The organism is Streptomyces sp. DT190, from assembly GCF_049846985.1.
In the GTDB taxonomy this organism is placed as follows: Bacteria; Actinomycetota; Actinomycetes; order Streptomycetales; family Streptomycetaceae; genus Streptomyces.
The window spans coordinates 399,314-425,151 of sequence record NZ_JBNCNM010000002.1 but is presented as its reverse complement, the minus strand read 5'-3'; the positions used below and the strand labels follow the sequence as shown (position 1 = coordinate 425,151).

21 protein-coding genes and 3 pseudogenes are annotated in these 25,838 nt (G+C 74.4%); 11 read left to right on the top strand and 13 right to left on the bottom strand.

Annotated features, from left to right (window positions below; translation table 11 throughout):
- Window positions 1-288: 288 nt before the first annotated feature.
- The 3 genes from ACPXCS_RS05390 to ACPXCS_RS05380 all read right to left on the bottom strand — a co-directional run bounded on the left by ACPXCS_RS05390 (window position 289) and on the right by ACPXCS_RS05380 (window position 1,960).
- Window positions 289-516: a hypothetical protein gene (locus ACPXCS_RS05390; protein WP_425944018.1), complete on the bottom strand. Its 228-nt coding sequence runs from the start codon at window positions 514-516 to the stop codon at window positions 289-291.
- A gap of 72 nt (window positions 517-588) precedes the next feature.
- Window positions 589-729, bottom strand: coding sequence for a hypothetical protein (locus ACPXCS_RS05385; protein WP_425944020.1), 141 nt, complete (start codon window positions 727-729; stop codon window positions 589-591).
- 547 nt (window positions 730-1,276) lie between these two features.
- Window positions 1,277-1,960: a hypothetical protein gene (locus tag ACPXCS_RS05380; protein ID WP_425944022.1), complete on the bottom strand. Its 684-nt coding sequence runs from the start codon at window positions 1,958-1,960 to the stop codon at window positions 1,277-1,279.
- Between the two features lie 720 nt (window positions 1,961-2,680).
- On the opposite strand from ACPXCS_RS05380, the gene ACPXCS_RS05375 reads away from it, so the two are divergent.
- The gene (locus ACPXCS_RS05375) at window positions 2,681-3,079 is read left to right on the top strand and encodes a DUF5994 family protein (RefSeq protein ID WP_425944024.1); all 399 of its coding nucleotides are present in this window, start codon (window positions 2,681-2,683) and stop codon (window positions 3,077-3,079) included.
- Between the two features lie 19 nt (window positions 3,080-3,098).
- Here the strand turns inward: ACPXCS_RS05375 and ACPXCS_RS05370 are convergent, their stop codons facing one another.
- Window positions 3,099-3,578 (bottom strand): DUF5994 family protein, encoded by a 480-nt coding sequence (locus ACPXCS_RS05370; protein WP_425944026.1) that lies wholly within the window; start codon window positions 3,576-3,578, stop codon window positions 3,099-3,101.
- A 344-nt stretch (window positions 3,579-3,922) separates the two neighbouring features.
- Here ACPXCS_RS05370 and ACPXCS_RS05365 point away from each other — a divergent pair.
- Together ACPXCS_RS05365 and ACPXCS_RS05360 are read left to right on the top strand one after the other, a co-directional pair.
- Window positions 3,923-4,216 (top strand): annotated as a pseudogene (locus ACPXCS_RS05365) (hypothetical protein); the annotation flags it as partial.
- A gap of 896 nt (window positions 4,217-5,112) precedes the next feature.
- Window positions 5,113-5,529: an ATP-binding protein gene (locus ACPXCS_RS05360; RefSeq protein WP_425944028.1), complete on the top strand. Its 417-nt coding sequence runs from the start codon at window positions 5,113-5,115 to the stop codon at window positions 5,527-5,529.
- Between the two features lie 267 nt (window positions 5,530-5,796).
- On the opposite strand, the gene ACPXCS_RS05355 is transcribed toward ACPXCS_RS05360, so the two are convergent.
- The gene (locus ACPXCS_RS05355) at window positions 5,797-7,137 is read right to left on the bottom strand and encodes a phosphatase PAP2 family protein (RefSeq protein ID WP_425944030.1); all 1,341 of its coding nucleotides are present in this window, start codon (window positions 7,135-7,137) and stop codon (window positions 5,797-5,799) included.
- Between the two features lie 280 nt (window positions 7,138-7,417).
- On the opposite strand from ACPXCS_RS05355, the gene ACPXCS_RS05350 reads away from it, so the two are divergent.
- The 5 genes from ACPXCS_RS05350 to ACPXCS_RS05330 all read left to right on the top strand — a co-directional run bounded on the left by ACPXCS_RS05350 (window position 7,418) and on the right by ACPXCS_RS05330 (window position 12,878).
- The gene (locus ACPXCS_RS05350; RefSeq protein ID WP_425944032.1) at window positions 7,418-10,480 is read left to right on the top strand and encodes an FG-GAP-like repeat-containing protein; all 3,063 of its coding nucleotides are present in this window, start codon (window positions 7,418-7,420) and stop codon (window positions 10,478-10,480) included.
- Between the two features lie 132 nt (window positions 10,481-10,612).
- Window positions 10,613-10,897, top strand: coding sequence for a DUF4190 domain-containing protein (locus ACPXCS_RS05345; RefSeq protein WP_425944034.1), 285 nt, complete (start codon window positions 10,613-10,615; stop codon window positions 10,895-10,897).
- Window positions 10,898-11,056: 159 nt separating this feature from the next.
- Window positions 11,057-11,548 (top strand): DUF4396 domain-containing protein, encoded by a 492-nt coding sequence (locus ACPXCS_RS05340; RefSeq protein WP_425944035.1) that lies wholly within the window; start codon window positions 11,057-11,059, stop codon window positions 11,546-11,548.
- A gap of 78 nt (window positions 11,549-11,626) precedes the next feature.
- A complete protein-coding gene (locus tag ACPXCS_RS05335; protein WP_425944037.1) occupies window positions 11,627-12,085 on the top strand; it encodes a DUF6153 family protein in 459 nt (152 codons plus the stop codon).
- Between the two features lie 97 nt (window positions 12,086-12,182).
- The gene (locus ACPXCS_RS05330) at window positions 12,183-12,878 is read left to right on the top strand and encodes a DUF305 domain-containing protein (RefSeq protein WP_425944039.1); all 696 of its coding nucleotides are present in this window, start codon (window positions 12,183-12,185) and stop codon (window positions 12,876-12,878) included.
- Window positions 12,879-12,951: 73 nt separating this feature from the next.
- On the opposite strand, the gene ACPXCS_RS05325 is transcribed toward ACPXCS_RS05330, so the two are convergent.
- From ACPXCS_RS05325 to ACPXCS_RS05305, 5 genes and pseudogenes are all read right to left on the bottom strand, one after another.
- On the bottom strand, window positions 12,952-14,205 hold the full coding sequence (locus tag ACPXCS_RS05325) for an NAD(P)/FAD-dependent oxidoreductase (protein ID WP_425944041.1): 1,254 nt from the start codon (window positions 14,203-14,205) through the stop codon (window positions 12,952-12,954).
- 104 nt (window positions 14,206-14,309) lie between these two features.
- Window positions 14,310-15,254: an RNA polymerase sigma-70 factor gene (locus tag ACPXCS_RS05320; protein WP_425944043.1), complete on the bottom strand. Its 945-nt coding sequence runs from the start codon at window positions 15,252-15,254 to the stop codon at window positions 14,310-14,312.
- Window positions 15,255-15,264: 10 nt separating this feature from the next.
- Window positions 15,265-15,690, bottom strand: coding sequence for a hypothetical protein (locus ACPXCS_RS05315; RefSeq protein ID WP_425944045.1), 426 nt, complete (start codon window positions 15,688-15,690; stop codon window positions 15,265-15,267).
- Between the two features lie 131 nt (window positions 15,691-15,821).
- Window positions 15,822-17,027: a cation:proton antiporter gene (locus ACPXCS_RS05310; RefSeq protein ID WP_425944046.1), complete on the bottom strand. Its 1,206-nt coding sequence runs from the start codon at window positions 17,025-17,027 to the stop codon at window positions 15,822-15,824.
- Between the two features lie 728 nt (window positions 17,028-17,755).
- A pseudogene (locus ACPXCS_RS05305) lies at window positions 17,756-18,036 on the bottom strand (TetR-like C-terminal domain-containing protein); the annotation flags it as partial.
- A gap of 181 nt (window positions 18,037-18,217) precedes the next feature.
- Between ACPXCS_RS05305 and ACPXCS_RS05300 the strand changes: the two are divergent.
- From ACPXCS_RS05300 to ACPXCS_RS05290, 3 genes and pseudogenes are all read left to right on the top strand, one after another.
- Window positions 18,218-19,390 (top strand): sensor histidine kinase, encoded by a 1,173-nt coding sequence (locus ACPXCS_RS05300; protein WP_425944047.1) that lies wholly within the window; start codon window positions 18,218-18,220, stop codon window positions 19,388-19,390.
- Window positions 19,387-20,192 (top strand): annotated as a pseudogene (locus ACPXCS_RS05295) (response regulator). The gene ACPXCS_RS05300 and the pseudogene ACPXCS_RS05295 overlap by 4 nt, the downstream one beginning before the upstream one ends.
- A gap of 3 nt (window positions 20,193-20,195) precedes the next feature.
- The gene (locus tag ACPXCS_RS05290; RefSeq protein ID WP_425944049.1) at window positions 20,196-21,356 is read left to right on the top strand and encodes a serine hydrolase domain-containing protein; all 1,161 of its coding nucleotides are present in this window, start codon (window positions 20,196-20,198) and stop codon (window positions 21,354-21,356) included.
- Window positions 21,357-21,363: 7 nt separating this feature from the next.
- Here the strand turns inward: ACPXCS_RS05290 and ACPXCS_RS05285 are convergent, their stop codons facing one another.
- The 3 genes from ACPXCS_RS05285 to ACPXCS_RS05275 all read right to left on the bottom strand — a co-directional run bounded on the left by ACPXCS_RS05285 (window position 21,364) and on the right by ACPXCS_RS05275 (window position 25,588).
- Window positions 21,364-22,041 (bottom strand): response regulator transcription factor, encoded by a 678-nt coding sequence (locus ACPXCS_RS05285; protein WP_425944051.1) that lies wholly within the window; start codon window positions 22,039-22,041, stop codon window positions 21,364-21,366.
- Entirely contained in the window at window positions 22,038-23,273 is a 1,236-nt protein-coding gene (locus tag ACPXCS_RS05280) for a sensor histidine kinase (protein WP_425944053.1), read from the bottom strand. The genes ACPXCS_RS05285 and ACPXCS_RS05280 overlap by 4 nt, the downstream gene beginning before the upstream one ends.
- A 107-nt stretch (window positions 23,274-23,380) precedes the next feature.
- The gene (locus ACPXCS_RS05275) at window positions 23,381-25,588 is read right to left on the bottom strand and encodes an MMPL family transporter (RefSeq protein ID WP_425944055.1); all 2,208 of its coding nucleotides are present in this window, start codon (window positions 25,586-25,588) and stop codon (window positions 23,381-23,383) included.
- Between the last annotated feature and the right edge of the window lie 250 nt (window positions 25,589-25,838).

Genomic DNA, 25,838 nt, shown 5'->3' with positions numbered 1-25,838 from the left:
GGCGTACCGGGCCCTGCCGATCACCCGGAAAGCCTTGTTGCTCTTACGCAGCGGCATATTACGCAGAAATATCCTTGTAACCGACTTGCACAAGACAGAAGAATTGGCGCTCATTCAGACGGCGCACAATGCTGGGAAAATAGCTTGAATTCAAACGGCCGGGGCCGGATGCAGCATTTTTCCTACCGGCGCTTCCGCGGGTCTCGTCAGCCGCTCGCGCCGGACCATCGGAGGATCCACGCCCCCGCCGGTCCGGGCGCCGGCCGGGGCCCTCGATCGGCCGACCGGTCAGCGCAGCCGGTTCCCCCCGGCCCGGCGCCGGTCATCGCGGATGCGGTCCTGCCGGTCCCGGCGGCGGAGGAAGTCGCCCGGTTCGAGATCGCCGTCCATGAGCCGCCCGATCACGAGGCCGACGACGCCCAGTCCCAGCACCAGCAGAAAGGCCCAGAAGTCGCCGAAGTACGCGGCGAACCCCAGCGCCATTCCCGCGATCAAGCCCACCGCGCCCCTGCCCATCACGCGCTCCTTCCGACACTCCGGGCCTGCTCCGGTCCCCCGGCTACGGACCAGCCGTGCTGCGGCCGCCCCCTACTCCTCCCGCCTCAGTGCTCTCCGGATGAGCAAGAAGGCCGCGACAGCGACCAGGGTGATTCCGATGAGGGTCAGCAACGCCCCGAGGGAGATCAGGATCGTCCCGATGACGAGAAGAAACACCGCGAGGACCGTCATGGCTGCCTCCTGCCCTCACTCGACTCTGACTCCGTCTTGTCCGTTTTGTAAACATTTTCGGAGGAAGTGGGTCCCGGACGAGGCTTTCGAAGGCCGGGCCATCGTCAGGCGTCACTGCGAGGAGCCGGGGGTGGACTACCAGGAGACGGGGCTGATCGCCTCCTACCGGCTGGCCCTCACCAGTCTCCATCGGGCGCGAGCACCGCTGCGGAGCGCGCGGATCCCCGCGTAAGACGGCAGGAGACGGCAGGCAACGGCTGGGGCGGCGACTTTCGGACGCCGTCCTTCCGCCGGCCGGACGAGGGAGTACTGCTGAGGCGCCGGCTGCCCGCCACCCGCGCCGATGGCTTCCCCGGGCGCGCGGGCGGGCAGACCTGGGCGTCGCCCCGCCGGGCACACTGTGCGACCACCTGCACTCCCGGATGCGCCGGGCAGCACCGACGACGTGGCACTGCTCGCCCTGCGCCTGCCGATGCCGTGACGGGCGACGGGCGACGGTCAACGGGCGAAAAAGTGGGCGACGGGCGGCCGACGTCGGCCGACGGGCTCACACCCCGAGGAGCAGAACGCGGAGCGGGCCGCGCGCGAACGCCGACGGCCGGGGCGTGTCGCCTTCGAGGCACCGCCACCCCCAGGACCGCAGCGCCTCGGTGGTCCTGCTGTCGGAGCGGCTCACCAGCATGACGCCGAGCGCGGCACCGTGGTCGGTGAGCAGCCGCTGCTGCAGGCGCCGGGCGAGGTTCCAGGGACGGCCCTGGTTCTCCCTGCGCACCCGGGGCGGGACGAGGATCACGGAGACGACGAAGAGGCGCCCGGAGGCGGCGGTGCGGAGCAGGCTCCCGGGGAGGTGCCCGTCGAACCCCTCCCACCAGGGCCCGTCGCCACGCACGGGGAAGCCGTAGGCGCATCCGGTCAGCTCCGTGGACTCCGCGATCACCAGTTCGAACCCCGGTCGCCGCAGGTCCGCCGCCAGCCGCCGCAGGAAGGCGCTGCGGGCCTGGTTCCACGCCCAGGGGCCGCCGCCCGAGGTCTGCGCGTACAGGTCGCCCAGCTCCCCCATGCGGTCCTCGATCTGACCCCGGGTCAGCTCACGGACGCGTTCGCCCGCGCGTGGCGAGGAGCCTCGCTCCGGCCCCGGCCGACGCGGCTTGCCCGTGCCGGGCCGGTCCGGACGGACGGTCCCCCCGGGGAGCTCGGCGGTGGTCGGCGGAACCGGCACGTTCACGGTCATGGGGCCAGCCCTGCCCCGGGCGCGGGCGGACCCGGCCCGGTGTCGTCGGTCGCCGAGGGCGGCACCGGTGTCGGAGCCGGTGCGCGAGGAGCTCCCGGTCCCTCCACCGTACTCCCGGCCGCGCGGGCCCTGCGGCGGACGGCGTGGGCGGACGGCACCCGGAACGGGGGCGGACGAGGCGGGGCTTGTGCCCCCGTACGGCCGGGGCCGTACGGGGCGACGGAGTACGGTGGAGGCACTGAGGGCACGTCGCACACCGGCTTCCGCGCCGGTCTCGCCCTCGGCGCGACACACTCGCCGGAAGACCCGCCGCAGCGCGAGGTCTCCCGAGACAGGTCGGCACGATGCCCTCGGCCCCCGAGCCCGTCACCGTTCCCCCGCCGCGCCCCTCGGCGCCGGTGCCCTCCCCGCCCTCCCGTCCGTCCCCTCGCTCCCGCCTCCGCCCGGGCGCGGCGACCGCTCCCGCGCGGGGCGTTCGTGCCGCCGGCCCGCCACCGGAACCCGACCCGCGCAGGAGCGTGCTGCTGTTCTTCACCACCGGCGCCGTCGCCCCCTGGCGCGGCGGGCCGGTGCGCCCGGCCGACTGACCGGCGGGACACGGCCGCGCGGCACCGCTGCGGCGCCGGGCCCGGCCGCGCTCCCCGTACCCACCGGCCGGCTCAGCGGCCGGGACCGCCGCGCCCGACCCGAACCGCGCCTCACCGGCCCGAAGGACTCGTCATGACCAACACAGCACCGCCGTCACCGCCCACCGGTCCCCCTCTGCGTCTGCGCCTCGCACCCGACAGTCCGCTGCCGCGCCGCCTCGACGGGGTGTGGTGGCCCCGCTCCTACGACCTGCTGGCGGAGCTGCCGCAGTTGCTCGCGGGGCTGCCGCGCGCCTGGGGTCACATCGCCGGCGTCACGGTGAACGGAGCGGCCTGGTCGGCGGCACCGGGCCGGATGCTCGTGTGCAACAAGGTCGTACGCCTGCGCAGGGCCGCCGCACGGCACGCCCCGGACACCGTGGTCCTGCTCGCCCCCGGCCACGGCCGCTGGGACCTGCTGGTCGTGCCGCCCGAGACGGCGGAGGAGGACGCGGAGCCGCTCATGGCCACCGCGCTGGCCGCCCGCGCCTGAGGGTGGGCGCGGCAGGCGGTCAGGGTGCCGCGCTGCCGGAGCCGGTGTCGAGGAGGATCTGTCCCGCCCCGGCGAGGTTGTCGCTCCGGACCGCCTGGGCCATGGCGGCGTGCGCGGCCTCGGGTGTGGCGTCCGGCGGGACCACCAGCAACGAGAGGATCTCCTCGTCCGCCCTGGTGATCAGGACCGTGTCGTCACCGACCGCGAACGAGTCGATGTGCACGACACGGTCGTCGACGACGATCCGCGTCGTGAGGCCTTCCCAGGCCCCGGCGTCCAGCCCCACCCGGTCGACCGGACCGAGGTGTTCGGTGAGGGCCTCGACCAGGGCGGGCAGTTCGGCGCCGATGTCCCGCGACCGCGGCCACCACGCGCCGTCGAGGATGCCCTCGCGCGACTCGGTCGTCTCCAGCCGGAGCAGTGCGCTCCCCGGCCGCACGCCGGAGAGACCGGCACTCGGCACGGGGCCCGTCCCGGGGGGTGTGTCGGAGTCGACCATGATGAGCCGCCCGTCTTCGAGGCTCGGCGTGTCCGGGGAGCCTGGGAGGGGATCTGAAGGTGCCCTCACCACGTTACTCCCGCGGGCCTGGTGGGAGCGGGGCCCGACGGATCCCGGCGGTGGACCCCGAACCGGGGTCCCGGCCCACGGCCCGGCCCGCGGCCGGTGCACGTCGGCCGGGGCACGTTGACACGGATCATCGCCGGACGTTGACTGACAGCAGGGCGCAGGGCCGTGAAGGGCAGGGCCGGCCGGGTTCTCCGGCAGCGTGTGGCAGGCCGCCGGGAAGACCGAGGGCGTCTCGGGCGGCGAACCCCAGCACAACGGAAACGGTGCATACGACGATGTACGACCAGACACGCGCCCAGCAACCCGCCGACCGGCCCCCGGGCGCCGGCGCCGCCGGGCGCCGCACCCACGGGCCGGAGCCGCTGGTCCCCTCCGACGAACGGGACAGGATCGCCCGGCGCCTCGGGCATGCCGTCAACACCTTCGCGAGCACCCCGGACGAGGCGCTGGCGGAGGCCGAGGGCGCCTTCGACGAGGCCACCGCGGCGCTGGTCGACGCCCTGGCGGAACGGCGGCGCGTCCTGCGCGCGGCCTGGGAGGCCCAGGACCCCGAGGCCCAGGACCCCGAGGCCCAGGACTCCGGGGACCAGGACTCCGGGGACCAGGACCCGGAGGCACGGGACCCGGAGGCACGGGACCCGGAGGCACGGGACCCGGAGGCACGGGACCCGGAGGCACGGGACCCGGAGGCACGGGACACGAAGGTACGGGACCCCGAGGCACGGGCCGCCGAACTCCGGGTCGCCCTGCGGGAGTACCGGGAGATCACCGGACGGCTGCTGCGCACCTGAGCGGCGCGGCTCCGCCGCGAGCGTCTTCCGACGGCCGCCACCGCCGCACCCGTCCGTGACGGTCGCCGCCGCTGATTCACTTCGCGACGGTCGTCGCCGCTGATCCGATCCGCGACGACGGCCGTCCGAGGCTCCCCGCGCGGCCGATCCCCCCTGCTGGGGTGCGCGATCGGGAGCCGTGTGCCCCGCATCCGGCCGTGCGACGGCACGCGGGAGGTGACCGCGCCGGTCTCGCGACGCGGGGAAGCGGGACGGGGCGAGCACGGGCGCCGCCGTCGAGGGGCGACGAAGCCTGCTGCTCGCGAAGGGTGCGCAGCGATCCGGGCGAGCACCGGCGCCGCCGTCGAGAGGTGACGAAGTCCGCTGCTCGTGACGGGTGCGCAGCGGTCCTCGCCCCGGGCTCGGGCTCGGGGCACAGGCGGCCCTCGGACGGCCGAACGGCGTGCGTTCCAGCCGGAACCTGTGCGCGAGGGACCGCCGCCGGGGGCCGGGTGCACGCGCCCCGGGTAAGAGGCCTTCAGCGGCAGTGCGCCCCGCGGCTCGCCCGTTTCCGGTTGGCGATCACGGGCCCGGGGCATCACGAGGGGGCAGGCCCGGCCGGACGCGACGTTCCGCGGCGGGGCGAGCGGTCGCGGCCAGGGTGGTCGGTGACCCAGGAGGGGAAGTGATCCGCCATGCGTACGCACCGGCGTACCCATCGGCGTTCCGCACGAGTCGAGTACCACCTGCCCGACGAGGCGCAATCGGCGCGCAGGGCACGGACGTTGACCGCACAGTTCCTGGCCCGGCCGGCCCTGGGGGCGGGGCCGCTCGACGCCGAGCACATCGGGGACGCGGCCCTCATCGTCTCGGAGCTGGTCACCAACGCGACGCGGCACGGGGGCGGTTGCCGCCTGTGCCTGCACGTGTCCGACACCCAGGTGACGGTCGAGGTCTACGACGGCAGCCCCGGGCTGCCGGAGGTACGGCCGCTGACGACGTGGAGCGAGAGCGGACGGGGTCTCGCCATGGTGCGGTGCCTGGCGCAGCGCCTCGACATCGCGAGGCTCGCCGGGGGCGGCAACAGGGTGCGCGCGGTACTGGCCCTGTGACCGGCCCGGTACCCCGAGGAGAGGGGCATCCGAGCAGGCGACGTCACGTGGCCCGGGCGTGCCCGGTGGGTCTCGGATCCGGGACGACCGCGGGCTCCGGTGATGCGGCCCGCCCCAGAACGCCCGGCCCGCCCCAGGACATCCAAGACGCCCGGCCCGCCTCAGGACGCCCGCCCGCTTCAAGGGGCCCATCTCAGGACGCCCGGCCCGCCCCAGGACACCCGCCCGCTTCAAGACGCCCGGCTCGCCTCAGAACGCCCGCCCCCCTCAGGACGCCCGGGCCGGCGCGGGCTGTGGTTCCGGCTGGAGGGCGGGTCCGGGTGCCGGGGTCCAGTGTCTGGTCGTCCGTATGTAGCCGTAGATCACCGAGGCCATGGCCAGGATGAGGACGGGGCCGGATATCTCCGGGTACCGGGCCAGCTCCGTCGGCGCGTAGCGGTACGACAGCAGCAGGGCCACGAAGACCGTGGCGCCGTGGGCGACCAGTCCGGCGCCCCGGCGGTCCCAGCCGCGGTCGTGGGCGCGCAGGGCCGTCTCGACCGTGAGGGCGAAGACCACGCCGGCGACGAGGTCCACGCCGTAGTGGTAGCCGAAGCCCAGGGTCGCGGTGAGCGTGGCGACCAGCCAGAACGTGCCGGCCCAGCGCAGCAGCCGTGAGGTCCCGCGGGTGTGGATGTAGATCGCGAGCGCCCAGGCCGTGTGGAGGCTGGGCATGCAGTTGCGCGGGGTGATCCCGTCGTACGTCATCGGGACCGGGGCGGTGAGCGGCGGCGGGGTGTGGGGCCACAGGTCGGCCACCGCCCACTCGACGCCGCCGGTGCCGGAGGCGCCCGGGCCGTAGGCGAAGACCGGCCCGACCACCGGGAAGAGCATGTAGACGCCCGGGCCGAGGAGGCCGATCAGCAGGAACGTGCGGACCAGGTGGTGGCGGGGGAAGCGGCGCTCGGTCACGACGTGGCGCAGCTGGTAGCAGGCGACGACCACCGCGGCCACGGCCAGCTGGGCGTACACGAGCTGGATGACGTGCGGGCCGATCGGGGCGGTGGCCCGGAGCATCCGGCCCACCAGCCACGAGGGGTCGCCCAGCGCGTGGTCGGCGACGGCCACGTACTGGTCGAGGACCGTCGGGCGGGTCTTCGCCGTGATGAACAGCCAGGTGTCGCCGACCTTGCGGGCGGCGACCAGCAGCAAGCCCAGGCCCACGCCCTTGAGGAGCAGGACGCGTTCGGGGCCGGTGCGGCGGGTGAGCGCGATGCCGGCGGTGCCCAGCATCACCCACAGCGCGCCCGTGCCGAAGGCGACGCCCTCGGGCATCTCGGCGCCGGCCGCCCAGCGGACCAGCAGCAGGACGGTGTCGATGCCGACCGCCGTGCCGGCCGCGAGGAACCGCTGCCGCCAGGTCAGGACCACCATCATCAGCGCCAGGCCGCCGTAGAGCGGACCCGACTTGGGGGCGAGGACCAGGGCCTGCAGCTGGGTGGTGAGCGGGCCCGGTTCGCCGTAGCCGCGTGCGGCGATCTCCAGGGCGACGAGGAACCCGCACGCCACCGCGGCCGCCGCGGTCCACAGCAGCGCGCGACGGTGGCGCCACGCGACCCACGAAGTCATGCCGCTCATCCGCGAAGACACCCGCGATGCTCCAGTTTTTGATCCTTTGGCAAGGTCGAACATGTTATCGGAGTACTGTCGCCGGGTGGCCGGAACGGCGGGAACGGGCGGCGGGGACGGCTCGGGCTCCGTTGTCGATCATGGACCGGACAACTGCTACGATCCGGCCACTCACCTGGGGGGGTGTCCGAACGTCACCGGTCCGCGCGTCCATGACCTGCGGCTCCGCGGCACACGTACCGGCCTCTCCGCCATGCCTACATCCCCGGAGAGGTCCTGCATGGGCAGACGCGCGCTCGTTCGAGGCGCCACCGCCGTCGCCGTTTCCCTCACGCTCGCCGTCGGTCTCGGTTCGCTGACCGCCGGCAGCGCGCACGGCGAGACGGTCGCCGGAGAGGTGGTCGTCCCGGCCACCACGGCCGCCGTCCCCTGGACGAGCCTGCTGAGCGCGGGGCCCTCCGGGTTCCTCCGCTTCGAGCAGGGCCGCGGTCACCTGTGGACGGGCTACGACGGGACCGACACGGTCGTCGACCCGTCCGGCTGGGACTCGTACGGCACCACGGCGTCCGGCGCGGGCACGGACGTCGTCGCCCGCTACGACCACACGGACCGGACCGTGACGCTGCGCGACATGGCCTCCGGCGAGACGAACGAGATCGCCCTGCCCGACGGGCACACCTACTTCAGCACCCTCGGGTCGACGGTCGTGACGACCACGGGGACCGCCGGATCGAACACCGTGCTGCACCTGCTGGACCTCGGCGACGACGGCTCGGTCGCCGAACGCACGGTGCCGGGCCTGCCCTCCGGCAGCTACCTGTGGCACTCGTCGCTGGGCGACGCGCGCGGTCAGATCGTGCGGTACCGCATCGGCGACGACGAGTTCACCGGCTGGCTCGACGTCGAGCAGGGGCGGCTCACGACCCTGCCGTACGAGGTGAAGGCCTGGTACTCCCTCGTCGCGCTCAGCGCCACCCACCTGGTGTGGTGGCACAACGGCACCCTGTCCACCGTCTCGCGCCAGGACCTGACCGCCACGCCGCGGACCATGCCGCTCGACGACGTCGGGCAGGTGCTGGGCCTGGTCGGCGACTCCGTCATCGTGTCCCGGTACGACGCGTCCTACGGCCGCAGCAGCACCAGCCTCCCGGTCTGGCGCGTCGACGCCGTCCCGCTCGACGGCTCCGCGCCGCGGACGATCCTGGCCCGGACGTCGCGGCAGGCCATGCCGACCCCGGACGGCGGGCTGCTGGTCCCGGGCGGCACGGACCCGGACCACTGGGGCGTCTCCCTCGTCGAGGCCGCGGCCGGCGGCGGGGTGACCGTGCGCCGGGTCGCCGACGCGGACCCGCGGCGGGCCGCCCACACGGTCTCCCGGCTGACCTACGCCCAGGGCCGGCTGACCACCGTGGAGGAGGACCCCGCCGGGGAGTGGACGTACCTGCACACCCGGGAGACCGGCGTGACCGGCTCCCCCACGGCGGGCACGCGCACCAACCGCGGCCGCATCGACCTGGTGCCCTACGGCGAGGGCGGCCCGCGCCTGGCCGACACCGGCGACGGCCGGACGATCATCGCCGGCTACGGCGAGGACACCGCGGCCCAGCCCCACCTCCTCGGGCCCGCCCAGTCGATGCCGGGCACCCGGATCGACAGCTCCCGCACGCTGCTGCCGGTGACGGCCGCCAACGGCCGTTTCGCCGCGCTGACCGGTTCCTTCGACAGCGCCGAAGCGGGGCAGACCCGGATCGTCGACCTCGACTCCGGGCGCACGGTGTACGCGACGACGGAGCGGGTGGAGGCGCTGTGGGGCACCACGGCGTGGCTGTCGTACGGCAGCGGTGGCGTGATCCCGGTCGACCTGCCGAGCGGGCGCGAGGGCGAGCCGGTGTCGTTCGGGCGCGGGTGCCTGCTGGAGAACTTCCAGGCGGTCGGTCACCGGCTGCTGTGGCAGTGCGTGCTCAACTCGGAGGGCCTGGGCGTCTACGACACCGTCACGAAGCGGAAGACGACGCTCGTCTCCGGTGACGTGTGGGGACAGGCGCAGCTCGGTGACGGCTTCGTCGCGCTGTCCGACGAGGGACAGCTCAAGGTGATCGACGTGCGTGGCGAGACGCCCGTGACGCGCACCGCCGGAGCGTTCGAGGGCAACGCCTACCACACCTGGGACGTCGACCCGTACACCGGCGTGATCGCGCAGCTGCGCTCCGACAACTCCGTCCGGCTGACGCCCAGCGGCGTCCCCGTCTCCCCCCTGGTGCTGCGGGACGCCACCGTCGCCGCCTCGGTGGACGTCAAGGGCGGTGCCGCGCAGTGGAGCCCGAAGTGGTGGCTGAACAAGCCGGCGGCCTCCTGGAAGCTGGTGCTCTCCGGCAAGGCGGGCACGGCCGTCCGCACCCTCTCGGGCGGCCAGGCGCGCGGTGTGGTCGCCCCGGCGTGGAACGGCAAGGACGGCGCCGGCCGGCTGGTGCCCAACGGCGCCTACACCTGGACGCTGACCGTCACCCCCGCCGACGGCCAGGGCGCGGCCCTGACGAGGACGGGGTCGGTGAAGGTCACCGGCGCGGCGGCCGCGCGGCGCGATTTCGTGGGCGCGGACGGCTTCGGCGAGCTGCTGACGCTGAACGGCTCGGGCGGGCTGACGTACCAGTACGGCTCCGGCACCGGGGTGTTCACCGGGAAGACCACGGGCTCGGGGTGGCCGACGACCGTGAAGGCGGTGCCGTTCGGCGACCTGAACGGGGACCGGTGCAACGACGTGCTCGTGCGGTACAGCAGCGGGGCGCTGCGCGCCTACCGGCCGGGGTGCGGCAAGGCGGTGACCCCCTCGACCGCGTACACCTCGCTGGGGACGTCCGGCTGGACCCAGTACAACGTGCTGACCTCGCCGGGGGACATCAGCGGTGACGGGCGTGCGGACCTGATCGCCCGGCACGCCACGACCGGGGACGTCTACCTGTACAAGGCGACGAGCACGGGCACGCTCTCCACCCGCGTGAAGATCGCGTCCAACTGGACGGGCTACAAGAAGATCGTAGGTGTCGGCGACCTCAACGGCGACGGCCGCGGCGACCTGCTCGCCCAGGACAAGTCGAACGAGCTGTGGCGCTACGACGGCACCGGCACGGGCGGATTCAAGGCCCGCGTGAAGGTCTTCAACGACTGGGGCGCGTCCTACGACACGGTCGTGGGCGTCGGCGACCTCACCGGCGACGGCCGGGCCGACCTGGTCTCCCGCGACACCTCCGGCAACGCCTGGCGCAACAACGGCGACGGCAAGGGCTCCTTCGGCGGCCGCACGAAGATCGCGACCGGGTGGCAGGGGTACAAGGGGCTGTTCTGACGGCGGCCTGCGCCCCGGCCCTGCGCGCCGGGTGACATGGGATCGCGACAAGGGGGCATTCGGACCATCGAGCCGAACGTGAGGCCACGGGCGGCTCGTTCGGTCCGTGTCATCGACAACTGGGAGTCTCCCATGACGAGTTACGGCAGTTCCCCTGCCGCGTCCTCCGGATCGCGCACCAACGGCATGGCGATCGCGAGCCTGTGCTGCGGCATCGTCGGGCTGTTCATCCTGAACATCATCCTCGGCCCGCTGGCCATCGTCTTCGGTGTCGTCGCCCGCCGTCAGGGGGGCGGCAACGGTGCCGGGATGGCGAAGGCCGGCATCATCCTCGGCGTGGTCGCCGTGGTGCTGTGGCTCGTGATGCTGGCGGTCGCGTCCAGCAACGGCGGGTTCAGCTGGTACGTGGGCGGCTAGCGTCCGCCCCGGCGGACGAGGCGCCACGCGCGCGTGCGGGTGGGCACCGGCAGGTCAGGGCCGGTGCCCACCCGCAGCGCTGTCCGCCCTTCCAGATTTTTTCCCTGCGGGGCCGCGCTCCCGTGGCCAGATACCCCCCAGGGGTATAGAGTGGGCGACATGGACCACACCGCTCACGACTCGGCACCTCACGCGTCGCCCCACGACGCCCGGTCGGGCGCCTCCTGGGGCATGGCGGTCAAGGCGACGCTGCACTGCCTGACCGGCTGCGCCATCGGCGAGATCCTCGGCATGGTCATCGGCACCGCGCTGCTCTGGGGCAACGTGCCGACCATGGCGCTGGCGATCTCCCTGGCGTTCCTGTTCGGCTACTCGTTCACCCTGTTCGCGGTGGTGCGGGCGGGGCTCGGCCTCCGGGCCGCGATCAAGGTGGCGCTGGCCGCCGACACGGTCTCGATCGCCGTCATGGAGCTCGTCGACAACGCGATCATCGCCCTGACGCCGGGCGCGATGGACGCCCATCTGTCCGACGGGCTGTTCTGGTCGGCCCTGCTCGGCGGGTTCGCGGTCGCCTTCCTGGTCACCACGCCCGTCAACAAGTGGATGATCGGGCGGGGCAAGGGGCACGCCGTCGTCCACGCCCACCACTGACGGACCCGGGGCCCGGGCCCTCCGGATACGGGCCGGGGGTATATTGCCCCTGTCGTCCACGACGGAGGTCCAGTCACCGTGGCCGTGAACCGGTACGTACGAGCGGGAGGCGCCCTCGGGCACCTGCTGCTCGTCGTGGTGCTGGCGCTCGGGGTCTTCGTCATGCACACCGTGGGCCACCCCACCGAGGCGCACGGCTCGGGCACGGGGCAGGCGTCGCACGGGGCGGCGGCGATGCCGCGGGCGGAATCCGCGCACGGGGAACCGGCCGCCGCCTCCTTCGAGGACGCGCCGCACCCGGCCGCGGCGGGGCACTCGGCCTCCACCGACCTGCCCGTCGGCGCCGGGGACATGACCTCCCTGTGCGTGGCGGTCCTGCTCGCCGCATGGGTGCTCGGCGCGCTCGTCCGCTCGGCGCTCGCCCGCGACCCGGACCGGCTGACGCCGCTGCGCGCCCGGGCCCGCGCGGCGTCGCGCCCCGACCCCCCTCCGCCCCGCGGTCCCGATCCCACCCGGCTGTCGGTCCTTCGGCTGTAGGCCGAGACACCTTCGCGGGCGCGCTCCTCGCGCGGTCCCGCCGTCTCGCACACCCGAAAACAGCCCGAAGACCGAACCACCCGAGGTGAAAGACACCATGACCGCCTTCACGCGCGCCCTGCGCCGCACTGCCGCCCGGCGTACCGCCGCCCGGCGCACCGCCGCGGCGAGCGCCCTCGCGGCCGCTGCCCTGCTGCTGTCCGCCTGCGGCAGCGGCGACGACACGAGCGGAACGCACCACGCCGGCACCGGCCCGTCGGCCACGGCCGGCGCCGGGGCGGGCGCCGCCTCCAGCGCCCCCGCCGGTGGCTTCAACGACGCCGACGTGATGTTCGCGCAGATGATGATCCCGCACCACGAGCAGGCCCTGGAGATGTCCCGGCTGGCCGACGGCCGGGCCTCCGACGGCGAGATCAAGGACCTCGCCCGGAAGATCGAGCGGGCCCAGGAGCCTGAGATCAAGACGATGAAGGGCTGGCTCACGGCCTGGAACAAGCCCACCACCGCCCCGTCGGCGCCCGGCACGGACCACGGCGGCGGTCACGGCGGTGGTCACGGCGGCGACGGCATGATGAGCGCCGCCGACCTGAGCCGGCTCGAGGCCATGAAGGGCGAGGAGTTCGACAGGGCCTTCGCCCGGATGATGATCGACCACCACGAGGGCGCGATCACCATGGCCGAGGACGAGCGGCGCGACGGCGAGAACGCCGACGCCCTCAAGACGGCCGCGGCCATCGTCAAGGGCCAGTCCGCCGAGGTCGAGCAGCTCCAGGGCATCCTCGACCGGCTCTGACCGGCGGCTGAACGGCGGCTGAAACGGCGGCCGGGCCCAGGGCACCCGCCCCGGGCCCGGTCCGTCCCGCCCGTCAGGCCGCCGCCTCGACCGAGGGGTCCGCCGTAACCGCTCCGGCCACGACGCGCCGGCGGCGGGCCGGCCCGAGGACCGGATGGGCGACGCCCCAGGCAGCGCCCTTGCAGACCAGTTCCTTGTACAGGGCGGCGAACCGGCCGGTCAGGGCCGCGTCGACGGCGCGGTCGTCGGCGGTGACGTACTGGATCAGGCCTTCCCCGCGTCCCAGCGAGATGCACTGGTTGAAGTACCTGATGGACACGTTCGGGAGCTTCCCGCCGGTCAGCCGGGCCGCGACGGCGTCCGCGGCCTGCCAGGCCATCGGCACGCCCGAGGCGCACGACATGCGCAGCGGCTTGCCGCCGGGGCCCGTCGCGAGGGCCGCGTCGCCGACGGCGTACACGTCCGGGTGCGAGACCGAGCGCATGGTCCGGTCGACCACGATCCGGCCCGTGCCGGTGACCTCCAGGGCGGTGGCCCGGGCGATGGGGTGGACGGCGAAGCCCGTGGTCCACACGGTGACCGCGGCCGGGAGGGTGCCGCCGCCGGCGGTGGTGACGTGGTCGGCCGCGACGGCGGTGACCGTGGCGTGCTCGTGCACGGTGATGCCGAGCCGGTCGATCACCTTGCGCAGGTGCCGGCGGCCCCGCGGCGAGAGCCAGTCGCCGAGACCGCCGCCGGCGGCGAGGGCGACGTCGAGGTCCGGGCGGGCCTCCGCGATCTCGGTCGCGGCCTCCAGGCCGGTGAGGCCGCCGCCGACCACGACGACGGGCTGCCCGGCGGCCAGGCCGGCCAGGCGCTCGCGCAGCCGGAGCGCCCCGGGGCGGCCGGCGATCTCGTGGGCGTGCTCGGCGACGCCGGGCACGTCCTGGGCGTTCCAGCCGCTGCCGAGCGCGTACACGAGGGTGTCGTACGCCAGCTCCTCGTACTCCGGCCCCTCCCGCCCCGGCTCCCCCCGCCCCGGCTCCTCGCGCCCCGGCCCCGCGGGTCCCTGCGCGGAGGTCACGGTGACGGTCTTGCGGTCGACGTCGACGGCGGTGACCTTCGCGAGCTTCAGGGCGACGCCGGTGCCCCGGAGCATCTCGCCCAGCGGCCGGGGCGTCAGGTCCTGGCCGACGGCGAGCTGGTGCATCCGGACGCGCTCGACGAAGTCGGGCTCGGCGTTGACGAGGGTGATGGCGACGTCGTCGCGGTGCAGCCGCCGGGCGAGACGGCCGGCGGCGACGGCGCCGGTGTATCCGGCGCCGAGGACGATGATGCGGTGCTGCATTTCCTGGCTCCTGTCGTCTGCGGATTCACCCCTTGAACCGGGTGGTCCGCCGTTTCCTGACAGGAATGCGATGTGAAGCAGCTCACATCACCGTGGGCGCGGGGTCAGAAGATCGTCACCAGGGGGTCGCCGTGCTCGGCGGCCGCCCACTGCCGCGTCGCGCGCTCCAGCTTGTCGGGGTTGACCTGGCTGCGGAACGCGGCGATGCCGTCGGCGGTGATCTCCAGGCTGATGACGCCGAAGACCCGGCCGTCGACGACCGCGAGGAGGGCGGGGCCGCCGTTGACCGTGGTCGCGTGGACGTCGACGGAACCCCCGGCCAGGGCGCGCTGGGCCTTGCCCGGCTTGAACATGCCGCGCAGGAACTTCGCGACGGCGAGCGCGCCCTCGAACGCACGGGCACGGGCCGGGACCTTGCCACCGCCGTCGCCGACCGCCACGGCGTCCTCGGTGAGCAGCCGCACGAGCGGTTCGGTCCGGCCGCTGGTGGCGGCGGCGAGGAACTCGTCGACGACCCGCCGCGCGGTGGCCTCGTCGACCTCCGCGCGGGCCTTGCCTGCGGCGACGTGCCGCTTGGCGCGGTGGAGGATCTGCTGGCTGGCGGCCTCGGTGACGTCGAGGATCCCGGCGATCTCCCGGTGCGTGTAGCCGAAGGCCTCCCGCAGCACGTAGACGGCCCGCTCGTTGGGCGTCAGGCGCTCCAGCAGCGTGAGCACGGCGTACGAGACCGACTCGCGCTGTTCGGCGGTGTCGGCGGGGCCGAGCATCGGGTCGCCGGCCAGGAGCGGCTCGGGGAGCCACTGGCCCACGTAGGTCTCACGGCGGGCCCGGGCGGAGGTGAGCTGGTTGAGGCACAGGTGGGTGAGCACCTTCGTCAGCCACGCCTCGGGCACCTCGACGCGCTCGACGTCGGCGGCCTGCCACCGCAGGAACGTCTCCTGCACGACGTCCTCGGCCTCGCTCGCCGAACCGAGGAGCCGGTACGCCATGGCTTCCAGGCGGGGCCTGAAGGCTTCGAACCGGTCCACGTCGTCCGCGGTCAGGGGCATGGCCCGGATCCTAACGCCCTCGGTCTCCGGGCCCGGCGCCGCCCGGGCCGAGGCGGCGGTAGGCGGCGCGGGCGTGGGCGACGCGGGCCAGGGCCGTGCCGACGAAGGCGGCGGTGAGCAGGCAGGCGAGCCAGGTGGTGTCGCGGTGGCCGGCCCAGCTGAGGGTGCCCATGGGCGGGATGCCGAAGGCGTTGAGGAACAGCCAGCACAGCACGGCCGTGCCGGGGGCCGCCGTGAAGCGGGCGCACAGCCCCAGCACGGCGGCGAGCAACGACAGCGCGGCCAGCACCAGTTCGGGCCGGCCGGGCCCGGCCACGCTGTTGACGAGCGCCACGAGCACCAGCGCGCCGCCGAAGGCCCCGGCCCAGACCAACGGCGTCGCCAGGGGCTGCGGGACGGGCCTGATGCCGGTCCTCAGGGGCATCCACTCGATCATGCCGGCGGTTCCTTCCGCTCTCCTGGACAGAAATTGTGCCCCCCTGTCAGGTCCGCCGGGCGCGGTCGGGGGATATGGCCACTTTGCCCGGGCGTCATCGAGCCGTTCCCGGCACGCGGTGTCCCCGTTGCTCAACTCCCCGCCGAAGCCGGGCTCTTGAGGCTCTCCGCAGCGGGTGCGGAGGCGGTGCGGCGGTCCAGGCGCCGGGCGAGGGGCTCGGTCCAGCGGGCGGCGAGCGGGCCGACGACGACCAGGATCAGCACGTAGGCGGTGGCCAGCGGGCCGACCCGGGGTTCGGCGCCGACGGCGAGCCCGGCGATGACGATGGAGAACTCGCCCCGCGCGACCAGGGTGCCGCCCGCGCGCCAGCGGCCCCGGGGCGAGATCCCGGCGCGGCGGGCGGCCCAGTACCCGGTGGCGACCTTCGTGAGCGTGGTGACGGCGGCGAGGGCGAGCGCGGGCACCAGCACGGGCGGGATGTCGGCCGGATCCGTGTGCAGCCCGAAGAAGACGAAGAACACGGCGGCGAACAGGTCCCGCAGCGGCGTGAGGAGGCTGCTGGCCCCCTCGGCGACCTCGCCGGACAGCGCGATCCCGACCAGGAACGCGCCCACGGCGGCGGAGACCTGCAACTGCTGGGCGACCCCGGCCACCAGGAGGGTCAGCCCGAGGACGGCCAGCAGCAGCATCTCGGCGCTGTCCGAGGAGACCGCGCGGCTGACCAGGCGGCCGTGCCGCAGCGCCACGTACAGAACCGCGCCCACGGTGCCGAGGGAGATCAGCAGGGTGAGCGCGCCGCCGGCCAGGCTCACCCCGGCCAGCAGGGCGGTGAGGATCGGCAGGTAGACCGCCATGGCCAGGTCCTCCAGGACCAGCACGCCGAGCACGACGGGTGTCTCGCGGTTGCCGAGCCGGCGCAGATCGCCCAGCACCTTGGCGATGACGCCGGACGAGGAGATCCAGGTGACGCCGGCCAGGGCGACGGCGGCCACCGGTCCCCAGCCGAGCAGCAGCGCCATCGCGGCCCCCGGCAGGGCGTTGAGGACGAGGTCCACGGCCCCGGAGGGGTACTGGGTCTTGAGGGTGGTGACGAGTTCGGAGGCGCTGTACTCGAGGCCGAGCAGGAGCAGCAGGAGGATGACGCCGATCTCGGCGCCGGTGGCGACGAAGTCCTCGCTGGCCCGCAGCGGCAGGATGCCGCCCTGGCCGAAGGCGAGCCCGGCGAGCAGGTAGAGGGGTATGGGCGAGAAGCCGACCCGTCCGGCGAGGCGTCCCAGCAGCCCCAGCGCGAGGATGATCGCGCCGAGTTCTATGAGCATGGCGGTGGTGTCGTGCACGGGCGTCTGACCTCCGGTGTCGGGTCTGTGGCGTCTGTGCCGTGGCGGGTGCCGGCGGCCGGGCGCGGGGTGCGCCGGGCGTGGTGGCGTGCGGGTGCGGGCGGGTGGGCGGTGAGCGGTCGGTTCCGCCGGGCCGGTCGGGCCGGTCACCGGCCGGGACGGGCGGTGGGGTGATGCGCGGTGTCGCGGCCGAGGGCCGCCCGGGGAACGCGGCGGAGCGGCGGATGCGTCAGGACGGCTGCGGGTCGCCTCGGCGGTTCCGGGGGGCCGTCGCGCTCGGGCGGGGCCGTCGGACGCGGGGCCGGATGGCACGCGCCGCCCGGTCACGCGGTGACACCCGGTGACGCGGTGTCACCCCGTCGCGCGGTGACACCCGGTCACGCGATGACGCCCGGTCTCGCGGTGGTCCCGGGATCACCTCGCGGTGTCGCGGTTCACCGGCCCGGCCGGCCCGGCCGGTGTCGGCCTCGGGGTGCCCGCCGCAGCAGCGGGAGAGGACCGCTCAGACGGCGGTGCGGCCGGTATCAGGGACGCCGTCACGGGCGGCGTTGTGGACGCGTACGCACACCACTCGACCCATGTCACGCCCCCCTGCATGCGGCCCGATACCGGGCGAATACCGACCTGCGACCGAGCGTGGACACGCTCAACAGAGCGTAAGAGCCCGGTAAAGGAGTTTAGCGCACACCAACAGGCGATCTTCGCAAACGCGTTCTGCCGGGACGGGATCAGGCGGTCCTCGACTGCCCCGTCAGGGCGTCGAGTTCGGCGGCGAAGAGGCGCGCCGGGTCGAAGCCCATGCCGGTGAAGTGGCCGGCCAGTTCCAGGGACAGGGGGTCGCCGCGCCGTCCGGAGGCAGCTCGGCGCAGGCGTCCAGGAGGGTCGCCATGGTCTCGGAGGCGATCGCGGTGATGTCGTCGGGCGCGTGGTAGCCCGGCACCGGCGTGCCGAAGACGAGGAAGTACCGCTGGGGGTCCGCCAGGGCCCAGGCGCGCAGGGCGTGCGCCACCCGGTACGGGGACGCGCGTCGGGGGCGGAGCCGCTCCGGCCGCGTGGTGACGCCGGGCCGTCCGCCCGCGGCGGCGCCCCGCCCCGTTACCGTGTCCGGCAGCCGGCACGGGACGGGGGCGTACGGGGTGACGGGGACACGCGGCACAGGGGCCGTCGGCGGCATACGCGGCTTACGCGGCATGCGCGGGAGGCTGAGCGACGGGTGGGGCCGGGCGCGGGAACTGGCCGCGGCCAGGCCGCTGCCGACCGATCTGGGGATCGCCCTGCTCGTGCAGGGCGCCATGACGATGCCGTTCCTGGTGCCGCGCGATCCCGCCCTGCCGCCGGCGACCTGGGGGGCGTACGGGCTGAGCACGCTCACCGTCGTGCCCCTGGTCTGGCGGCGGCGCGCCCCGCTGACCGTGCTGTTCGCGGTGCTGGCCGCGAACGCGCTGTACCGGCTGACCCTCGACGGGCCCGGACAGCCCCTGCCGTACACCGGCCTGGTGGCCGTGTACACCATCGCCGCCCTGTCGCCCGCGCCGCGGCGGCTGCTGACCGGGCTCGTGCTGCTCGTCGCCGTGCCGGCCGGGGTGTGGCTCAACACCCGGTCCGCTCGCGAACTGACCTTCTCCTGCTTCGTGTTCGCCGCCGCCTACGTCTTCGGGCGCCTCACCGACGCCCGGCAGCGCGCGCAGCGCGTGGAGGCCGAGCGGGCCGCCGCCCGGGAACGGGCCCGGATCGCCCGCGAGATGCACGACATCCTGTCCCACGCGGTGAGCCTGATGATCGTGCAGGCGGAGGCCGGACCCGTGGCGGTGCGGGCCGCGCCCGAGCGGGCCGAGGCCGCCTTCGACGCCATCTCCGCGACCGGGCGGGACGCCATGGCCCAGCTGCGCCGGATGCTGGGCGTGCTGCGGGACGGGGACGAACCCGGCGGCCCCTCGCGTGCCCCGCAGCCCGGCCTCGCCGAACTGCCCGCCCTCCTGGACCGGGTGCGGGGCAGCGGCCTGGAGGTCGGCCACCGCAGCGCGGGCCGCGTCCGCCCGGTCCCGGACGGGGTCGGGGCCACCGTGTACCGGATCGTCCAGGAAGCCCTGACCAACACCGTCCGGCACGCCGGCGCCCGTACCGTGACGGTGGAACTGCACTGGGAGGCCGAGGAGTTGGACATCCGGGTGACGGACGACGGGCGCGGGCCGCGGCCCGGTCCGGGCCGCGCGGGCGGGCACGGGCTGGTCGGGATGCGGGAGCGGGCCGCGGCGCACGGCGGCACCGCGACCGCCGGGGCGGGCCCGGACGGCCGGGGCTTCGGGGTGCGCGTGCGCCTGCCCCTCGCCCCCGCCCCGGCCGCCCGGGAGGCGGTGCGGTGACCATCCGGGTGGTCGTGGCCGACGACCAGGAGCTGGTGCGCAGCGGCTTCGCCCTGATCCTGGACGTGCAGCCGGACATCGAGGTCGTCGCGGAGGCCGCCGACGGGGCCGAGGCCGTCGAGGCGGTGCGGCGGCACGCCCCGGACGTGGCGCTGCTCGACATCCGGATGCCGCGCATGGACGGCATCGAGGCCTGCCGGGCGATCAGCGCGGCCGGCGGCTGCCGGACGGTGATGCTCACGACCTTCGACTCCGACGCGTACGTGTACGAGGCGCTGCACGCGGGCGCCGGCGGGTTCCTGCTGAAGGACGTCCGGCGCGACGACCTCGTGCACGCGGTGCGGGTCGTGGCCCGGGGCGACGCGCTGCTCGCGCCGACCGTCGCCCGGCGCCTGGTGGAGCAGTACACCCGGCCCACCGCCGCCCGGCTGCGCGGGCCCGACCCCCGGCTGGACGTGCTGACCGCCCGCGAACGCCAGACGCTGCTGCTGCTCGCGCGCGGCCTGTCCAACGCCGAGATCGCCGCCGAGCTGGTGGTCAGCGACCACACCGTGAAGACGCACGTGGGCAACGTGCTGGCGAAACTGGGGCTGCGGGACCGGATCCACGCCGTGATCTGCGCCTACGAGACGGGCCTGGTCGCGGCCGGGGAGCCCCGCCCGGGGGAGCCGGAACGGCCGGTTCCTCCCCCGCGCCGGTGAGGTGCCGGGGCGCCGGAACCGCTCGCTCGGGCGATCCGCCGCGCGCCGCCCCCGCGGAGGATGGAGCCGTTCCCGACCACGGCCCCTCACACCGGAGTTGACCCATGAGACCCCGTACCGCACTGCTGGCCGCCGTCCTCGCCGTGGGCGTGGCGGCGGGACCTTCCGTCCTGCCGGCCACCGCCCACGCCGCGCCCGCCGCGGCCGCCGCGCGGTCCCCGCACGCCGCCCTGGAGGCCGCCCTCGCCGGGCTCCCCGACGCCGACGCGACCGCCGCCCTCGTGCGGGTCGGGGGCAAGGAGGGCGTCTGGCACGGCAGTTCCGGCGTGCACGACCTGCGCACCGGCCGCCCGGCCGATCCCCGGGCCCGGTTCCGCGCTGGGTCGGTGACCAAGGTCTTCACGGCGACCCTCGCCCTGCAGCTGGCCGCCGAGGGCCGGCTGGACCTCGACCGCACCGCCCGCTCCTACCTTCCGGAGCTGATCCCGGTGTCGTACGCGGGCGTCACCGTCCGCCAGCTGCTGAACCACACGCACGGCATCCCGGCGGCCGACGTCCCCGGCACCACCGTCGAGGAGTGGTACGCCCGCCGCCTGGAGGTCCACGACCCCCGCGAGATGGTCCGCTCGGCGACCGCGAAGCGGCCGGAGTTCGCGCCGGGCGAGCGGCAGCACTACCTCAACATCGGCTACACCGTCGCCGGTCTGATCGTCGAACGCGTCACCGGCGACACCTACGAGCACCAGCTCGCCCGCCGGGTGCTCCGCCCGCTGGGGCTGCGCGACACGTACTCCCCGGGCACCGATCCGCGCATCACCGGCCCGCACAACCACGGCTACCAGCGGATGCGGCTGGACGACGGGACGACGGGGCTGCGCGACGTGTCCGTGTGGACGAGCACGGACGGCTGGGCGGCCGGCGACCTCGTCTCCAGCACGAAGGACCTCGAACGGTTCACCCGCGCCCTGTTCCGGGGCGAGGTCGTGCACGGGCCGCTGCTGGAGGAGATGTTCACCCTGCCCCGGGTGAGCGACCTGGGCAGCGGCGAACCGGCCGCGCACTCCGCCGGCCTGTCCATGAAGGTGCTGGGCGGGCGCGAGGTGTGGGGCAAGACGGGCGGGCGCTGGGGCTACAACGCGGCTCTCGCCTCCACCCGCGACGGCTCGCGCACCCTCGTCTACAGCGTCAACTCCACCGACGCCAAGGGCCGGGACATGAACCGGGTGGCGCAGCACCTCATGGTGGCCGCCTACGGCAGGCCGTGACGCCCCCTCACGCCGGGGGCGTCGCGCGGACCAGCCCCGACTGGTAGGCGATGACGACGAGCTGGGCCCGGTCACGGGCGCCGAGCTTGGTCATGGCCCGGTGGATGTGGGTGCGCACGGTCAGCGGGCTGAGCACCAGGTCGTCGGCGATCTCGGTGTTGGAGCGGCCCTCCGCCGCCAGGGCCATCACCTCGCGCTCGCGGACGGTGAGGTCGGCCAGGCGCTCCGGCGGCGCGAGATCGGTGCCGGGGGCCGGCGCCATGAGGAAACGCGTGATGAGGGAGCGGGTGGCGCCCGGTGACAGCAGCGCCTCACCGGAGGCCACCGTGCGCAGCCCGGCCAGCAGGGTGTCGGCGGTGACGTCCTTGCCGAGGAAGCCGCTGGCCCCGGCGCGCAGGGCCTGGGCGACGTAGTCCTCGGTCTCGAACGTGGTCAGGATCAGCACGCGGGTGGCGGACAGCTCCGGGTCCGCGCACAGCGTGGAGGTGGCGGTCAGGCCGTCGGTGCCGGGCATCCGGATGTCCATCAGCACGATGTCCGGGCGGTGGGCGCGGGCCAGCTCCACCGCCTCCTTGCCGTCCGAGGCCTCGGCGACGACCTCCATGTCCGCGCAGGAGTCGATGAGGATGCGGAAGGTGGCCCGCAGCAGGGCCTGGTCGTCGGCGAGCAGCACCCTGACCGTCATGCGCCGGTTCCTTCCGGGAGGTGGTCCGCGGGCTGCAGCGGCAGCGCGGTGGCCACCTCGAAGCCGCCCTGGGGACGGGGACCGGCGCACAGGTCGCCGCCGATGGAGCGGGCCCGTTCGCGCATGCCCATGACGCCGAAACCGCGGCCCTGGCCGGCCGCCGGTCTGCTGGGGCCGTCATTGGTGACGGTGATCAGCAGCCGGGAGTCCGTGTAGGAGAGCAGGACGTGCGCGGTCTCGGCGGCGGCGTGCTTGCTGACGTTGGTGAGGGCCTCCTGCACGATCCGGTACGCGGTGAGGTCGACGCCGGGCGACAGCGGCTGCGGCTCCCCCTCCGTGCTGACGGCGACGTCCAGACCGGCCGACTCGCAGGCCGCGACCAGCTCGGGCAGCCGGGCCAGCCCGGGCGACGGCTCCAGCGTGCCCGTGCCGTCGGCGTCGTCGTGCCGGCGCAGCAGCCCGAGCGCGGCCTTCAGCTCCCGCAGGGCGGCGGAGGTGGTGCCGGTCAGGTCGTTGAGGATCTTCCGGCTCTGCTCGGGGCTGGTGAGGGCCAGGTGGGCGGCGGTGCCGGCCTGGGCGTTGGCCAGCGCCATGTGGTGGGCCACCACGTCGTGCAGCTCCCGGGCGATGCGCATGCGCTCCTCCGTGACGCGCATGCGGGCCTCCTCCTCCCGGGTCCGCTCGGCGTGCTCGGCCCGGGCCTGCACGGCGTGCAGATAGGCGCGCCGCATCCGCGTCATGTTGCCCGCGGCGAGGGGCAGCAGCAGCCAGAAGAAGGGGCCGATCGTCCGCAGCAGCAGCGACAGGTGGTCCATGGAGTCGGCGAACACGGCCGCCCCGGTCACCGCCACCATGGTGACCAGGCCGTACACCCGGGTGGTCTTCGGGTCGGTGTGGGTGGCCAGCCAGTACAGCGCCGCCATGATGGGCGCCAGCAGCAGGGGGGTGAGCAGATAGCCCTTCGTGACCGCCGCGACCGTGCAGGCCGTGTTGACCAGGACGACGGTGCGCGGATAGGCGCGGTGCTTGAGCAGCAGGAGGCAGCCCACGCCCATGCAGACCACTCCGGTCTTGTCCTGGGCCGGTGAGGTCGCGCTGGGCAGGGACAGGGAGGTGCCGTACGTCGCGCAGGCCATCAGCGCCAGGGCCGTCGCCAGGTCGACGAGGAGGGGGCGGCGGTGGGCGAACTCCTCCAGGCGGTCCGCGTAGCGCCGCTCCGGGCTGGTGGTCATGGGCTCTCCGGTCGGTGGGCTGCCACCATCGTGGTCGATGCCGGGTGGGGACGCCCCTGGGGCCGCCCGTGTCGTTCGCCACGGGCGGCCCCGGGGACGGGCCTTCCTCAGATGCGCGCCGGTTCCGGCTCGGGGGCGCTGTCCCGGGCGGGTCCGGCGGCCGGCCGGGTCAGGGCCTCGCCCTCCACGTCGACGCGGGGCAGCAGCCGGTCCAGCCACTTGGGCAGCCACCAGGCCCGCTCGCCGAGCAGGGCGAGGACGGCCGGCACGATCGCCATCCGGACGACGAACGCGTCGAACAGGACGGCGGTGGCCAGTCCGAAGCCGATCATCTTGATCATGGAGTCGCTCTCGCCGATGAACCCGGCGAACACCGCGATCATGATCAGCGCGGCGGCCACGACCACCCGGGCGCTGTGCCGGAAGCCGGACGTGATCGCCCGCTCGGGCGTCTCGCCGTGGACGTGCGCCTCCCGCATCCGGGAGACGAGGAACACCTCGTAGTCCATCGCCAGGCCGAAGACGATGCCCACCAGGAAGATCGGCATCAGGCTCATGATCGGGCCGGTCTGCTCCACGCCGAGGAGCTCCGCGCCGTGGCCCTGCTGGAAGACCACCACGACCGCGCCGAGCGAGGCCAGCACCGACAGCAGGAAGCCCAGGGCCGCCTTCAGCGGGACGAGCACCGACCGGAAGACCACCAGCAGCAGCACCACCGCCAGGCCGACCACCACGATCAGGTACGGGACCAGAGCCGCCTGCACCTTCTGCGCGATGTCGATGTTCATGGCGGTGGTGCCGGTGACCTCGTAGCTCGCTCCGGTGTCCGACTCGACGCCGGGCCGCTCGTCCCGGATGGTCGTCACCAGGTCCTCGGTCTTCCGGTCGGTCGGCGCCGTGGACGGCACGGCCGAGAAGACGGCGGTGTCGCCGGCGTCGTTGAACCGGGCCGGGGAGACCGACACCACGCCCTTCGTGGCGCCGATCTCCTCGGCGACCGTGGCGGCTGCGGCCTTCGGGTCGGCGGCGCCCTTGGCGTCCACGACGATGGTCAGCGGCCCGTTGAAGCCCGGCCCGAAGCCCTCGGCGAGCGCGTCGTAGGCCCGGCGTTCGGTGGTGGAGGTCGGCTTGGCCTCGTCGCCGGGCATGCCCAGCTGCAGACCGGTCACGGGCACGGCCAGGGCGCCCAGGCCCAGCACGCCCAGGAGCAGCACGGGCAGGGGGCGGCGCAGGACGTAGCGGGCCCAGCGGGTGCCGCCGTTGGTCTCGCTGCTGCCCTCGACGCGACCGCTCTTGCGGGACCTGCGGGTCAGCACGGCGTTCGGCCAGAAGCCGAGGAACGCCGGGACGAGGGTCAGCGCGATCAGCACGCCGACGACGACCGCGCCCGCCGCGGCCAGTCCCATCTTGGTGAGCATCGGGATGCCGACGACGGCGAGCCCGGCCAGCGCGATGACGACGGTGAGCCCGGCGAAGACGACCGCCGAGCCGGCGGTGCCCACGGCGAGCCCGGTGGCCTCCTGCGGCGTGTGCCCCTTGGCGCGCTCCTCGCGGTAGCGGGAGACGACGAACAGGGCGTAGTCGATGCCGACGGCCAGGCCCAGCATCATCGCCAGGGTGCCGGTGGTGGTGGACAGGCCGAGGGCGCTGGACAGGGCGAGGATCGTCGCCATGCTCACGCCGACCCCGATGACGGCCGTGAGCAGGGGCAGCCCGGCGGCGGCCAGGGAGCCGAAGGTGACGAGCAGCACGACGGCGGCGATCGCGACGCCGATCACCTCGGCCGCGCCGCCCGGCCCGCCCTCCTCGGCGAACGCGGTGCCGCCGGCCTCCACGGTCAGGCCGGACTCCCGGGCCTGGTCGATCGTCCGCTCCAGATGGGCACGGCTGGCGTCGGTGAGGTCGGCCGCGCCGACCTCGTAGGTGACCGTCGCGAAGGCGGTGGAGCCGTCACCGCTGACCGTCTTCGCCCGGAACGGGTCGACGGCGCCCGCGACCTGCGTCCCGTCGCCCAGGGCGCCGACGGCCTTCTCTATCGCCTCCTTGTTCCCGGCCGCGGTGACCTTCTCGCCGCCCGGCGCGATGAACACGACCCGGGCGGTCGCGCTGTCGGCGGTGGCCCCGGGGAAGCGCTCCTCCATCAGGTCGAACGCCTTCTGGGACTCGATGCCGGGCATCGAGAACTCCTCGTCGACGGCGCCCGGCGCCCGGAGGGCGCCCAGCCCCACGGCGGCCAGGACGGCCGCCCAGACCAGGGCGACGTACCAGCGTCGCCTGAAGGCCAGACGGCCCACTCGGTACAGGAAAGTTGCCACGGCAGGAGGTCTCCACATCTGGTGTCGATCGTCCGCCCAGCCTCTCCGCCCGGGGGCCCTGCCGTCGTCATGCGGCTGCCGACAATCCGGGGTACTCGCCACGCAGTAGGACCGGCACCCGGGTCAGCCTCGGGTACGAGATTTTCCGGGCCTTCCTCCGCCTGCTGTGCTACCGTCGTTGTTGTTGCAGTTTTGGTTCCCAGAGACTTCGAGTGCTCTATCGACCTTTTGTCGACACGAGCACTCTTTT